Below are 13,856 nucleotides of genomic sequence, written 5' to 3' on the forward strand. Positions count from 1 at the left end.
CCGTTGGATACGACAGAAACGCTGTCGTACACATGCACCAGGAGGCACCCAGCGATGTCGGTCCCCCAGCTCAACGACGAGCAGCGCGGCGACGAGATCCTCGCCGTCTTCGACACCGCCTTCGGCGAGCTCCTGGCCGCCGATCCGGCCGCGTTCCGCGTGAAGTTCCGGAAGATGGCGGCCTCGGCCTTCGCGTTCTACCGCGGCACGGCGTGCCTCTTCTGCAACGACCTGGATGCCGAGAAGCGCGGCGGCCCGTACCTGGACGAGCGCACCTCGCGCGTGTGGATCCACGGCGACCTGCACGCGGAGAACTTCGGCACGTACATGGACGCCAACGGCCGGCTGATCTTCAACGTCAACGACTTCGACGAGGCCTACGTCGGCCCCTTCACCTGGGACCTGAGGCGCTTCTCCGCCTCGATCGCCCTCATCGGGTACGCCAAGGCGTTCGGCGACGACCAGATCAGCGAGCTGGTGCGGATCTACGCGGGCGCCTACCGCGAGCGCGTGCACGCCCTGGCGACCGGCGCCAAGAGCGACGAGGTGCCGCCCTTCACGCTGGACACCGCCCAGGGCCCGCTCCTGGACGCGCTGCGCGACGCCCGCGCGCTGACCCGCTTCGGGCTGCTGGACTCCATGACGGAGATCCGCGACTTCGAGCGCCGCTTCGCCCCCGGCGGCGGCTCCATCGAGCTGGACGCGGCCACCCGCTACAAGGTGCTCGCCGCCTTCGACGGCTACCTGGAGACGCTGCCGGACGCGTCCCTGGCCCGCCCCGACTCCTACCGGGTCAAGGACGTCGTCGGCCGCCGCGGCATCGGCATCGGCTCGGCCGGGCTGCCGTCGTACAACATCCTGCTGGAGGGCCACACCGACGCCCTCGAGAACGACGTCGTGATCTACATCAAGCAGGCCCAGACCCCGGCCGTCTCCCGGCACATCACGGACCAGGCGCTGCGCGACTACTTCCAGCACGAGGGCCACCGCACGGTGATCTCCCAGCGCGCCCTCCAGGCGCACGCCGACCCGTGGCTGGGCTGGACCGAGCTGGACGGCGCGGGCCAGCTGGTCGCCGAGGTCTCGCCGTACGCGGTCGACCTGGACTGGGGCGACATCGACGACCCGGAGGAGATCGCGTCGGTCGTCGCCGACCTCGGCCGGGCCACGGCCACGATGCACGCAGCGGCGGACGACACCTCCGGCGAGTCGCTGGTGCCGTTCTCCACCGAGCGCGCCATCGACGCGGCCATCGCGGCCGACGAGGACGGCTTCGCGGAGCTCCTGGTCGACTTCGCGCACGGCTATGGCGCACGCGCGCGGGCCGACCACCAGATCTTCGTGGACCTGTTCCGCAACGGCCGGATCCCGGGTCTGTGACCGAGGGCCGCTGACCTTTAGGGGTCCTTTACAGGACCACGTGACACACTCTCCTCCGCTATGGACATATCCGGGACCCAGCTGCGAGCCGTACGCGCGGCGCTGTTCACGTCACTCGTGGTGACGCTGAGCACCGCGTCGCACGTACTGCTGTCCCGGGCGCCCCTGCCGCTGAACACGGTGGCCCTGCTCACGGCCGCCGTGTTCGTCATCGCCTACGCGCTGGCCGGCCGCGAGCGGACCTTCGGTCGGATCGCGGTACTCCTGATCCCGCTGGAGCTGGCCGCCGACACGATCCTGACGACCGGCCAGCACGTCTGTTACGGCAGAGCGGGCGGCCCGGTCGCCGGCCCGCTGGCGTCGGTCGGCTGGGACGTCCTCTGCGGCGACGGCACCCAGGTCGGCACACCGCTGGCCCAGGTCACGGGCACCGACCCCAACCGTTTGGGCGGTCTGCTCGCGCACGTCGACCCGGCCACCGCCTGGCTTCTGCTCGGCGCCCACATCGGCGTCGGCCTCCTCGCCGCCGCCTGGCTGCGCCGCGGCGAGCGGGCCCTGGCCCAGCTGCTGAGCGCGGTCGCGGCGACGACGTTCCGGCCGCTGCTCATGGCGGTCGCCGCGGTGACGGTCCCCATGACCGCCCCGGCCCGCCGCCTGCCGCGCCCCACCGGCCGTGCGGCCACCACCCGCAGCCGCCTCCTCGTGCACTCCCTGGGACGACGTGGACCGCCGTGCTCGCCCGCCTTCACCTGCGCGTGAACAGCATCTGAGCACCACAGCCCACCCATACGTATCCCGCACACGACGTGTGCGTGTCCCCATGGAGATCACCAACATGAGCAAGCGGAACACCCAGGCCGCGAAGACGGCGGCCCGAGAGCGCCTGCGCATCGAGCGCGAGCGCGAGGCGAAGCGGGCGAAGATCAAGCGCCAGCTGATCGTCGCCGGCTCCATCGTGGGCGTCCTCGCGATAGCGGGCGGCATCAGCTATGCGGTCATGCAGGGCAACAAGCCCGGCTACTGGGAGGCCGCGAAGGACGACAAGCTGGTCAAGCCGGCCAACACCACGGGCAAGAACGGCACGACCGTCGTCATCGGCGAGGACAGCGCCAAGAAGACCCTTGTGATGTACGAGGACCCGCGCTGCCCGGTCTGCGCCACGTTCGAGCAGACCGTCGGCTCGACCATCGACAAGGACGTCAAGGACGGCAAGTTCAAGGTCCAGTACGTCGGTGCGACCTTCCTCGACAACGGCCTGAGTGGTGAGGGCTCCAAGAACGCCCTCAGCTCCCTCGGTGCCGCGCTGAACGTCAGCCCCGAGGCGTTCCTCCAGTACAAGGCCGCGATGTACTCGGCCAAGTGGCACCCCGAGGAGTCCGACGACAAGCTCAAGGACGACGCCTACCTGATCAAGATCGCGGACACGGTCGACGCCCTGAAGAACAACAAGGAGTTCCAGAACGCCGTGAAGAACGGCACCTACGACAAGTGGGCGCTGGAGATGTCGGCGACGTTCGACGACAGCGGCGTACAGGGCACCCCGACTCTGAAGATGGATGGCAAGACACTGACCGGCGCCGACGGGAAGAACGCGCCGATGACGGTGACCGACTTCAACAAGGCGATCGAGACGGCCCTCAAGGGCTGAACCGAACCTTCAGGGGAAGAGCGGGCGAACTTTTGTGAGTTCGCCCGCTCTTGTTCATACCAGTCAGTAACCTGATCGGCTGTGACCAGTCGATACAGATCACCAGAGCAGCACAACTCCCTCGCCCCTCGCCGCCGTACGGTCGTCAAGGCCGCGGCGGCGACGGCTGTCCTGGCCGGGCCGCTCGCCGCCGCGCTGCCCGCCGGCGCCGCCGAAGCGGGCCCCGCCTTTCTGCACGGCGTCGCCTCGGGTGACCCCCTGCCCGACGGCGTTCTGCTGTGGACCCGGGTGACGCCGACCGCCGAGGCGACGCCCGGCTCCGGCATCGGGCGTCCCACCGAGGTCAGCTGGGTCGTCGCCCGGGACAAGGCGCTGACGAGCATCGTCGCCAAGGGCTCGACCACCGCGACCGCCGCCTCCGACCACACCGTCAAGGCGGACATACGAGGCCTGGAACCGGCCACCGACTACTGGTTCCGCTTCTCGGCCGGCGGCACGGACTCCCCGGTGGCGCGCACCCGCACCGCGCCGGCGGCGAGCGCCTCCGTCTCCGGCCTGCGCTTCGGCGTGGTCTCCTGCGCCAACTGGGAGGCCGGCTACTTCGCGTCGTACCGCCACCTCGCCGCCCGCAGCGACCTGGACGCGTGGCTGCACCTCGGCGACTACATCTACGAGTACGGCACCGGCCAGTACGGCACGCGCGGCACCGTCGTACGAAAGACCGAGCCTGCCAACGAAATCCTCACGCTCGCCGACTACCGCGGCCGGCACGGCAAGTACAAGACGGACGTCGATCTCCAGGCCCTGCACGCGAAGGCGCCCGTCATCGCGATCTGGGACGACCACGAGATGGCCAACGACGCCTGGGCGGGCGGCGCCGAGAACCACACCGAGGGCACCGAGGGCGGCTGGGCCGCGCGTCAGGCCGCCGCCAAGCAGGCCTACTTCGAGTGGATGCCGGTGCGCCCGGCCATCGCGGGCACCACCTACCGGCGCTTGCGCTTCGGCAAGCTCGCCGACCTGTCCCTGCTGGACCTGCGTTCCTTCCGCTCGGAGCAGGTCAAGGTCGGCAACGGCGACGTCGACGACCCGGACCGCACGCTCACCGGCCGCGCCCAACTGGACTGGCTGAAGGCGGGCCTGAAGTCCTCCGACACCACCTGGCGGCTGGTCGGCAACTCGGTGATGATCTCGCCGTTCGCCATCGGCTCCCTCTCCGCGGACCTGCTCAAACCGCTGGCCAAGCTGCTGGGCCTGCCGCAGGAGGGCCTCGCGCTCAACACCGACCAGTGGGACGGCTACACGGACGACCGCCGCGAGCTGCTCGCCCACCTGCGCTCGAACGCGATCCGCAACACCGTGTTCCTGACCGGCGACATCCACATGGCGTGGGCCAACGACGTGCCGGTCGACGCCGGTACCTACCCGCTGTCCGCCTCCGCCGCCACCGAGTTCGTCGTCACGTCGGTCACCTCCGACAACCTCGACGACATCGTGAAGCTCCCCGAGGGCACCGTCTCCGCACTCGCCTCGCCGCTCATCCGAGCCGCCAACCGGCACGTCCACTGGGTCGACACCGACCGCCACGGCTACGGCGTCCTGGACATCACGGCCGACCGCGCGCAGATGGACTACTACGTCCTGTCCGACAAGACGAAGCAGGACTCCGGCGCTTCGTGGGCACGTTCGTACCGCACGCGCAACGGGACACAGAAGGTGGAGCGGACGTACGACCCTGTGTAATGACTGTGCCTTAGGGGCGATTTTCGGCCACCCCTGGCCCATATGGGGACCGTTAACCGGAGATCACATCGCTACGGCGGGTGGTGCGCGCCAGGGTCCGAATCCGGACACACCACCCGCCCGGGCGGCGGAAACCGTTACGCCGCGATCTCACACTCCGGACGGTTGATCATTCACTTACTCCAATCATCCCCGTTTGCCGGGTAATTGATTGGGCCTGATCGATTCTCTTCGGACATGGGCATGTCCACGTAACCTCCGGGCGATGGCCAGGAAGACCCCTGCGCCTTCCTCCCCAACGCATCAGCTAGGAGTCAGCATGCGTGCGCTTGCCCGGATATCCCCCCATACGCGCAGACGTGTTCTTGCCACGACAGCGGTGGCCGGAACCTTGATGCTCACTCCTCTGTCGGCACCCACCACGGTCGCTGCGGCCCAGGCTCCGGCCGCCGACTGCGCCGAGGAGGCCGGCCACTCCGCAGCCCGCGAGGCCCACCCCGGACACGGTGGCGAGGCCGTCGCCGAACCCAACGAGGTCAGCGCGGCCAAGGCCCAGGCGATGGACGCCGATCTGAAGAAGAAGCTCGACAAGCTGCCCGCCACCGGCAGCCGTAGCCTCGCCGCGGCCGCCTCGACCACCATCCCGGTCTACTTCCACGTCATCCACGACGGCGCGACCGGGCAGCTCGGCTCCGCCGACGTCAACGCCCAGATGAGCGTCCTGAACTCGGCCTACGTCGGCCAGGGCACCGGAAACGTCGACTCCGGCTACCAGTTCACGCTGGCCGGCACCGACTACACGGACAACGCGGCCTGGTACAACGTCGGTTACGGCTCGGCGGAGGAGAAGGCGATGAAGTCCGCCCTGCGCAGGGGCGGCGCGAACGCGCTCAACGTCTACACCGCCAACCTCGGCGACGGTCTCCTCGGCTGGGCGACCTTCCCCAGCTCCTACAAGTCGAGCCCGTCCATGGACGGCGTGGTCCTGCTCGACGCCTCACTGCCGGGCGGCTCGGCCACCCACTACGACGAGGGCGACACCGCGACCCACGAGGTCGGCCACTGGATGGGCCTCTACCACACCTTCCAGGGCGGCTGTAACGGCAACGGCGACTACGTCGACGACACTCCGGCCGAGAAGAGCGCCGCGTACGAGTGCCCGGAGGGACGGGACACCTGCACCCGCAAGGCGGGCGTGGACCCGATCCACAACTTCATGGACTACACGTACGACGACTGCATGTACCAGTTCACCGCGGGCCAGGTGACGCGCATGCAGCAGAGCTGGGCGGCGTACCGGGCGGCCGGCTGAGCCTAGAGGGACTCCAGGAAGCCGAGCGCCACCCGCCAGGTGGCCTCGGCGGCCTCCTCGTCGTAGTCCGGCAGGTCGGGATCGGTGTAGAGGTGGCCCGCCCCGGCGTATCTGTACACCTCGACATCGGCGCCCGCTCGGCCCATCTGGAGATACCAGGCGCTCAGCCAGTCGTCCGTCTCGAACGGGTCCGGCTCGGCGACATGCAGCTGCACCGGCAGATCGTCCACCGAGGCGTTCGCCGCGATGTCCGACGTGCCGTGCACCAGCAGCAGTCCGCGCGCCTTCTCGTCACCGAGGCCGAGGGTCTGGGCGACGGAGGCGCCGAGCGAGAACCCGGCGTAGACCAGCCCACGCTCCGAGTAGGGCGCGGCGGCGAGCACGGCCCGCTTCAGCAACTCGTCCTTGCCGACCGAGTCGTTGAACGCCATGCCCTCCTCGACCGTCTCGAACGTGCGCCCCTCGAAGAGGTCCGGCGTCCACACCTCGTGTCCGGCGGCGCGCAGCCGGTCCGCGGCCTGGCGCACCGCGGGCCTGAGGCCATAGGTCGAGTGGAAGAGCATGATGTTCATGAGGCCATCGTGCCAGCCGGGTCCGACAACGCCGTGACCACCGCCTCACCGGCGCACATGTTCATGACCCCCCTCGGCTGGTTACGTTCGAGGCATGGAGAACGTACTCCGCCCGCTGATCGTGATCGGCGGCTCGGTCCTGCTCACCCTGATCATCGGGTGGGCCACCGACCGTCTGATGCGCAAGGCCGACGAACTGCACAGTGAGACGACCCTGTGGGGTCTGCTGCGCCACGCCCGCGTCCCCTACCAGCTCGTCCTGTGCACGGCCCTGCTCAGAGGGTCGTACGACAAGGCCGAGCTGTTCCAGGAGAACCGGGTCGCGATCGGCCGGGTGCTGACCCTGGTGCTGATCGGAGCGGCGGCCTGGCTGGCGATCCGGATCGCGGGGGCGGTCGTGGAGACCACGTACAGCCGTTACGCCCGGGTCCACCGCGATCCGGCCCGGGTCCGCCGGGTGCGCACCCAGGTGACGTTGATCATGCGCGTGGTGTCGGCGGTCGTCGGCGTCGTCGCGGTGGCGGCGATGCTGCTGACGTTCCCGGCGATGCGCGCGGCCGGTGCCTCGCTGCTGGCCTCGGCCGGCATCCTCGGCATCGTCGCCGGTGTCGCGGCCCAGTCCACGCTGAGCAACATGTTCGCCGGGCTGCAGATCGCCTTCGGCGACATGGTGCGCATCGGGGACACGGTCGTGGTGGACGGCGAGTGGGGCACGGTCGAGGAGATCACCCTGACGTTCCTGACGGTGCGCACCTGGGACGAGCGCCGGATCACGATGCCCGTGTCGTACTTCACGTCGAAGGCCTTCGAGAACTGGTCACGCGGCGGCGTCCAGATGACCGGCACCGTCTTCCTCCACGTCGACCACTCGGCGCCCATGGAGGCCATGCGCGAGCAGCTCCGCGACATCCTGCGCGGCTGCCCGGCGTGGGACGGCCGCGACTACGGCCTGGCCGTCACCGACTCCACGCCCAGCACGATGGAGGTGCGGGCCCTGGTCACGGCGAAGGACGCGGACGACCTGTGGACGGTCCGGGTCACGGTGCGCGAGCAGCTGATCCGCTGGCTGACCGAGCGCCACCCGTACGCGCTGCCGCGCGTCAACGCCACGGACGCGGTCCTGCCGCCCGGCTTCCCCGTCCCCGGCCTCGTCACGGGCCGTCTCCCGGCCCGCCGCACCCACCAGCCCGACCACCAGCCGACGGCGCGCCCGGAACGCCCCTGAGCGTCTCAGTGGCCGCGCTCGGCCCCTCCGTTGACCTGGATGATCTGCGAGGTGATGTGCCCGGCCCCGTGCGACGCCAGCCAGTGCAGGGTCGCGGCGACGTCCCCCGACGCACCGGCCCGCCCGGTCGAGGTCTCCGCGACGAGCCGCTCACGCCGCTCCTCGTCCATGCCGTCGCCGAAGAACTGGGTGTCCTCGACATAGCCGGGCGCGACCACGTTCACGGTGATCCCGCGCGGCCCCAACTGCCGGGCCAGATCATGGGCGTACGGATGCAGCGCGGCCTTGGACGCCGCGTACGCCCCGCTTCCGGACCCCCGGAAGGCGGCGATGGAGCCGATGAACAGCACCCGCCCGCCGGGGTCGGCGAGCCGGTCCTTCAGGGCCTCGGTGAGCAGGGCCGCGGTCAGGGTGTTGAGGCCGAAGTTGAGGGTCCAGTTGTGCAGGACGACGTCGAGGGGCTCGTCGCTGTCCACCTTGGGCTCCCGATGCCCGGAGCCGCCGGCGCTGTGGATCAGCACGTCGACGGTGCCGAGCTCCGCCGCCACGAACCGCTCCACGCCCCGCACGCCGCGTGGCCTGCTCAGATCCGCCGCGTAGGTGAGGGCCCCGGGCACATCGGCCCGCTCCAGCACCTCGGCGCGCCGCCCGAGCAGGAGCACCCGGTCCCCGTCGGCCGCGAACAGCCGGGCCGCGGCGAGCCCGATTCCGGTACCGCCACCACTGATGACAACGTTGCGAGCCATGATCAGATCGTACGAAGCCAGGGCCGCCCGCGGCGAGGTCAGCGCAGACTGCGCACGTCCAAATGCCGCAGCACCCGGTCCACCACCTCCGGGTCGGCCCCCGGTTCGCTGCGCGCCGCCAGCACCTCGTGCCGCGCCGCGCTGAGCATCTCGCTCTGGATCCGCCGCACCCGCTTCAGCCGCCGCGCCCGCTGCCGATGCGCCTCCCGCCGCTCGTCCTCGCCCATGTCCGGGCTGATCCGCAGCCCGATGTCGAAGGCCCGCCGCAGCATCTGCTCGGACAGCTCCTCCGGCAGGTCCTCGACGGCCTCGATCTCCCTCAGCCGCCCCTTCGCCGCCTTCGCCGCACGCACCGCCAGCTGCTTCTCGAACTCCTTCTCGCGCTCGCTGTCGGCCCGCACGCCAAGCCGTTTCACCAGCCAGGGCAAGGTCAGCCCCTGCACCAACAGCGTCCCCATGATCACCCCGAACGCGATGAAAATGATCTCGTTGCGGTTCGGGAAGGGATCCCCCGAGTCGGTCTCCAGTGGGATGGCCAGCGCCAGGGCCACGGACGCCACGCCCCGCATCCCCGACCACCACATCACGACGGTCTCGCGCCAGCTCATCGGGACCTCTTCGTCGTAGTCCCGCTTGGCGTGCATGCGCTTGGTGAGCCAGGTGGCCGGCAGCAGGTACAGCAGCCTCACCACCACGACGACGCCGACCACCATGGCCGCCCAGCCGAGCAGCTCGTCCCAGCGCCCGGACGCGGTGCGCACCGCGATGTGCAGTTCGAGCCCGATCAGCCCGAAGGCGACGCCGGTGACCAGCGTGTCGACGATGTCCCAGAAGGTGTGCCCGGCGAGCCGCGTCATCACGTCGTCGGCGTCGGTGGCGTACTCGGCGAGGAACAGGGCCGTCACCAGCACGGCGAGCACCCCGGACCCGTGCAGCTCCTCGGCCAGCACATACGAGGCGTACGGCACGAGCAGCGAGAGCCCGATCTGGAGGGTCGCGTCCCCCAGCATGTCCATCAGCTTGTTGGCGCCCCAGCCGAGGGCGAGCCCGACGGCCAGCGCGACGACGGCGGAGAGCACGAGATCGAGTCCCGCCTCCCACGCGGTGAAGCTGCCGCTCACGGCGGCGGCGATGGCCACGTGGTACAGCACGATGGCCGTCACGTCGTTGAAGAGCCCCTCGCCCTCCAGGATGGACACCAGGCGCCTCGGCAGTCCGAGTTGCCCGGCGACGGCGGTCGCGGCGACCGGATCGGGCGGCGCCACGAGCGCGCCCAGCGCCACGGCGGCGGCGAGCGGCAGCCCCGGCACGATCGCGTGGGCGACCGCGGCCACGCAGAACGTCGTGACGAACACCAGCGCCACGGCGAGCAGGAAGATGGGCCGTACGTTCGCCGCGAACTGCCGCCACGAGGTCCGCCGTACGGCCGCGTACAGCAGGGGCGGCAACAGCAGCGGGAGGATCAGATCCGGCGGCACGTCGACGTTCGGTACGAAGTCCAGCAGCGCCAGCACGATCCCGAGCAGCGTCATCAACACCGGCGCGGGCAACCCGGACCGATCCCCCACCGGGACACTCACCACGGCCCCGAGCAACAGCACGAACAACAGGGCCAACTGATCCACGGTCAGCGCTCCGGTGACATCGGCATCCACATGGCAGGCCTCAAGCCTGCCACGCCGCCCTTCTCACCAGCGCCTACGAGCCCTCTTGGCTACAGCGCGCGCCGCATCGCCCGGTGCGGCATCCCCGCGTCCGGGAACTCCGGCCCGTACGCCACGTAGCCCAGCCGCTCGTAGAACCCCAGCGCCTGCGTCTGCGCGTGCAGATCCACGGCCGCGAGCCCACGCGCGCGTGCCGCCTCCTCGATCGCACGCACCAGGGCCGCCCCGACACCGAGCCCGCGCGCCGCCTGGTTCACGGCGAGCCGCCCCAGCGACCCCACCGACGCATCACCGTCGACCTTGGCCGCGGCCGCCTCGCCGTACAGCAGCCGCCCGGTCCCGAGCGGCAGCCCGTCCTCCCGGACCGCCAGCACATGCACGGCACCGGCGTCATGGGCGTCGTACTCGATCTCCTGCGGGACGCCCTGCTCGACGACGAAGACCTCCTTGCGCACCGCGAAGCACGCCTCACGGTCGGCCGGATCCTCGGCGACCCGGACGGCATACGAGGGTGCGCTCATCCCCACGTCTCCTCGCGCACCTGGTCCAGGGCCTCCTGGAGGTCGGCCGGGTAGTCGCTCTCGAACTCCGCCCACTGCCCGTCCCCCGGGTGCTCGAAGCCGAGCCGCACCGCGTGCAGCCACTGGCGGGTCAGCCCCAGCCGCTTGGCGAGCGTGGGGTCGGCGCCGTAGGTCAGGTCACCGACGCAGGGGTGCCGGTGGGCCGCCATGTGGACGCGGATCTGGTGCGTGCGCCCGGTCTCCAGCTTCACGTCGAGCAGAGAGGCCGCGCGGAACGCCTCGATCAGGTCGTAGTGCGTGATCGACGGCTTGCCCTCGGCCGTGACCGCCCACTTGTAGTCGTGGTTCGGGTGGCGGCCGATCGGGGCGTCGATGGTGCCGCTGGTCGGGTCGGGGTGCCCCTGGACGAGCGTGTGGTATCGCTTGTCGACCGTGCGCTCCTTGAACTGGCGCTTGAGCGAGGTGTACGCGCGCTCGGACTTGGCGACGACCATCAGACCCGAGGTGCCCACGTCGAGCCGGTGCACGATGCCCTGGCGCTCGGCGGCCCCGGACGTCGAGATCCGGTACCCGGCCGCGGCCAGCCCGCCGATCACCGTCGGCCCGCTCCAGCCCGGCGACGGATGGGCGGCGACGCCCACCGGCTTGACGATCACGACCACGTCATCGTCGTCGTGCACGATCTCCATGCCCTCGACCGGCTCGGCGACGACCTGCACCGGCGCGGGCGCGCCCGGCATCTCGACCTCCAGCCAGGCCCCGCCGTGCACCCGCTCGGACTTCCCGACCACCGAGCCGTCGACCGTGACCTTCCCCGCCGCGGCAAGCTCCGCGGCCTTGGTACGGGAGAAGCCGAACATGCGGGAGATGGCGGCGTCTACACGCTCGCCCTCCAGGCCGTCGGGCACGGGCAGGGTGCGGATCTCGGGAATGGTGCTCACCCGACGAGTATGCCGGACTGCGCCGAATGCCCCGTACGGAGCCTGTGGAAAACCCTCTCGGGCTCCTGGTGGGATCAGTCCTTGTGGACGGTGCCGTCCGGGTCCAGACCCCGGAACGACAGCAGCACGATCAGGATGCCGCCGCACACGATCGCCGAGTCGGCGAGATTGAACACGGCGAAGTGCTTGGGCGCGATGAAGTCCACGACCGCGCCCTCGAAGACGCCGGGCGAGCGGAAGATCCGGTCGGTGAGATTGCCGAGCGCACCGCCGAGCAGCAGGCCGAGCGCGATCGCCCAGGGCAGGCTGTACAGCTTGCGGGCGAGCCGGGCGATCACCACGATCACGGCCGCCGCGATCACCGTGAAGATCACGGTGAAGGCCTCGCCGAAGCCGAACGCCGCGCCCGCGTTGCGGATCGCCTCGAACTTCAGCCAGTCCCCGATGATCTCGATCGGCGGGTGGTGCTCCAGCTTGGCGACCACGATCATCTTGCTGATCAGGTCGAGGGCGTACGCGAAAACGGCGACCCCGAACAGCACCGCGATCCGGCGCTTGCCCCGGGGCCGCTCGGCGGCGGCGCCCTGCGACGCGTCGTCGCCGGACGACTCGGCCGCCGCCGGCTCTGGGGTATCCGGCGTACCGATGATGCGCTCCGCCTCTGCCACGTGAGTCCCTCGACCTAGGTACCTGACTGAGGACGAGAGTACGGCACGTCCCTGGGGGCCCGGGGCACCGGTCAGTACCGCCGTTCCTGCTTCTGCTTGCACTCCACGCACAGGGTCGCGCGCGGGAACGCCTGCATCCTGGCCTTGCCGATCGGGTTGCCGCAGTTCTCGCACAGACCGTAGGTGCCCGCGTCGAGCCGTTCCAGGGCGCGCTCGGTCTGGGTGAGCATCTCGCGGGCGTTGGCGGCGAGCGCCAGCTCGTGCTCGCGCGTGATGTTCTTGGCGCCGGTGTCGGCCTGGTCGTCGCCCGCGCCGTCCCCGGAGTCGCGCATCAGGCCGACCAGGGACTCCTCGGACGTCGTGATCTCGTCCCGCAGCCGCACCATCTCGGCCGTCAGCTCGGCCCGTGCCTCCTCGACCTCCTCCTCGGTCCAGGGGTCCTCACCGGGGCGTACCGCGAGCTCGCCGGGCTCCACCGCCGCGGCGATGCGTGCCTTGGGAACGGCGGTCTTGGCCGCCGTGGCCGTGCCAGGGGTCTTCTTCGCAACCACCGTCGTGGCTCCCGTCTGCTCCGCGGCCTGCGCCGCGCCCACCTTCTTGACCCTGCTCTCGGCGACCGTGCGTTTCCCGGCCGCGCTCTTCTTGGCGGTGCTCTTGGTGCTCTTGGTGCCCTTGGTGGCGCTCTCGGCGACGCCCTTCCCGGAGGCGCTCTTCTCGGCACTCTCGGGGACGCCGTTCTCCGGGACGCTCTTCTTGGAGCCACGCTTCGCGGGAGCGCTCTTCGTCGAGACGCTCTTCTCGGAGGCGCTCTTGTCGACAGCGCCCTCTCCCACGCCGGCCTTCTCCTTGGCGGCGCTCTCCTTACCGGCCCCGGCTTTCCCGGCCTCCTGCTCCGGCCCCTTCCTGGCCGGCTCCTCGGCCGCGACCTCCTTGGCCAGCTTCTTCGACACGACCTTCTTGCCCACTGCGGTGGGAGCCGCCGCCCTGGCAGCGACCGTCTTCTTCTCAGCCGCCTTCTTCTCAGCCGCCTTCTTCTCAGCCGTCTTCTTCCCGGCTTTCTTCTTCCCGGCCGCTTTCTTCCCATCGGCCTTCTTCGCCACCCCCGCGGCACCCCCCTGCGCGCCCTTCCTCCCGCCGACATCCTCGGCCGCATCGCCGGAGGCCCCCGCACCGGCATGTGTGGATCTGCTCGACGCCGACTGCTGTACGGCGGTCTTCTTCGCCACCATGCCGCGGCCCCTTCACATATTGTGATCTTGCTCGCGAATCGTGCTGGGACGATAAATCGACTTGAGTCCCGCGGCAACGGGGCACACCGCCCGATTCGCCCGCCTCGCGCATGCCGCGCGGCCGACCTGCATGCGTTGTGCCCAGCTCCCCGCGGGGTATGCAACAGAGCCGGACGTCCCAGATTCCGAACACGCGCACCGCACCAT

The 13,856-nt window shown here is 70.3% G+C and carries 13 protein-coding genes; 6 read left to right on the forward strand and 7 right to left on the reverse strand.

Features of this window, described 5'->3' with window-relative positions:
- Window positions 1-54: 54 nt before the first annotated feature.
- The 5 genes from OG254_RS13360 to OG254_RS13380 all read left to right on the forward strand — a co-directional run bounded on the left by OG254_RS13360 (window position 55) and on the right by OG254_RS13380 (window position 6,083).
- Window positions 55-1,380 (forward strand): DUF2252 domain-containing protein, encoded by a 1,326-nt coding sequence (locus OG254_RS13360; protein ID WP_405581059.1) that lies wholly within the window; start codon window positions 55-57, stop codon window positions 1,378-1,380.
- A gap of 60 nt (window positions 1,381-1,440) precedes the next feature.
- The gene (locus OG254_RS13365) at window positions 1,441-2,139 is read left to right on the forward strand and encodes a hypothetical protein (RefSeq protein WP_405581061.1); all 699 of its coding nucleotides are present in this window, start codon (window positions 1,441-1,443) and stop codon (window positions 2,137-2,139) included.
- 76 nt (window positions 2,140-2,215) lie between these two features.
- A complete protein-coding gene (locus OG254_RS13370; protein WP_405581064.1) occupies window positions 2,216-3,028 on the forward strand; it encodes a thioredoxin domain-containing protein in 813 nt (270 codons plus the stop codon).
- A gap of 81 nt (window positions 3,029-3,109) precedes the next feature.
- Complete coding sequence (locus OG254_RS13375; RefSeq protein ID WP_405581066.1) at window positions 3,110-4,771, forward strand: alkaline phosphatase D family protein; 1,662 nt, start codon at window positions 3,110-3,112, stop codon at window positions 4,769-4,771.
- A gap of 319 nt (window positions 4,772-5,090) precedes the next feature.
- Entirely contained in the window at window positions 5,091-6,083 is a 993-nt protein-coding gene (locus tag OG254_RS13380; protein ID WP_405581069.1) for a zinc metalloprotease, read from the forward strand.
- A gap of 2 nt (window positions 6,084-6,085) precedes the next feature.
- Here the strand turns inward: OG254_RS13380 and OG254_RS13385 are convergent, their stop codons facing one another.
- A complete protein-coding gene (locus tag OG254_RS13385; protein ID WP_405581072.1) occupies window positions 6,086-6,655 on the reverse strand; it encodes a dienelactone hydrolase family protein in 570 nt (189 codons plus the stop codon).
- Window positions 6,656-6,749: 94 nt separating this feature from the next.
- On the opposite strand from OG254_RS13385, the gene OG254_RS13390 reads away from it, so the two are divergent.
- Entirely contained in the window at window positions 6,750-7,880 is a 1,131-nt protein-coding gene (locus tag OG254_RS13390; protein ID WP_405581075.1) for a mechanosensitive ion channel family protein, read from the forward strand.
- A gap of 5 nt (window positions 7,881-7,885) precedes the next feature.
- On the opposite strand, the gene OG254_RS13395 is transcribed toward OG254_RS13390, so the two are convergent.
- The 6 genes from OG254_RS13395 to OG254_RS13420 form a co-directional block, all read right to left on the reverse strand.
- Window positions 7,886-8,626, reverse strand: a complete 741-nt coding sequence (locus tag OG254_RS13395) for an SDR family NAD(P)-dependent oxidoreductase (RefSeq protein ID WP_405581078.1) — start codon at window positions 8,624-8,626, stop codon at window positions 7,886-7,888.
- Window positions 8,627-8,664: 38 nt separating this feature from the next.
- Window positions 8,665-10,251: a Na+/H+ antiporter gene (locus tag OG254_RS13400; RefSeq protein ID WP_405594974.1), complete on the reverse strand. Its 1,587-nt coding sequence runs from the start codon at window positions 10,249-10,251 to the stop codon at window positions 8,665-8,667.
- Between the two features lie 89 nt (window positions 10,252-10,340).
- Window positions 10,341-10,811 carry a GNAT family N-acetyltransferase gene (locus OG254_RS13405; RefSeq protein WP_405581080.1) on the reverse strand — a complete coding sequence of 157 codons (471 nt, stop codon included), beginning with the start codon at window positions 10,809-10,811 and terminating at the stop codon, window positions 10,341-10,343.
- The gene (locus tag OG254_RS13410; protein ID WP_351193652.1) at window positions 10,808-11,752 is read right to left on the reverse strand and encodes an RluA family pseudouridine synthase; all 945 of its coding nucleotides are present in this window, start codon (window positions 11,750-11,752) and stop codon (window positions 10,808-10,810) included. The genes OG254_RS13405 and OG254_RS13410 overlap by 4 nt, the downstream gene beginning before the upstream one ends.
- Window positions 11,753-11,826: 74 nt before the next feature.
- A complete protein-coding gene (lspA, locus tag OG254_RS13415; RefSeq protein WP_351193654.1) occupies window positions 11,827-12,420 on the reverse strand; it encodes a signal peptidase II in 594 nt (197 codons plus the stop codon).
- Between the two features lie 71 nt (window positions 12,421-12,491).
- Entirely contained in the window at window positions 12,492-13,649 is a 1,158-nt protein-coding gene (locus OG254_RS13420) for a TraR/DksA C4-type zinc finger protein (protein WP_405581083.1), read from the reverse strand.
- Window positions 13,650-13,856 lie beyond the last annotated feature (207 nt).

Source organism: Streptomyces sp. NBC_01092, assembly GCF_045039535.1.
Lineage (GTDB): Bacteria > Actinomycetota > Actinomycetes > Streptomycetales > Streptomycetaceae > Streptomyces.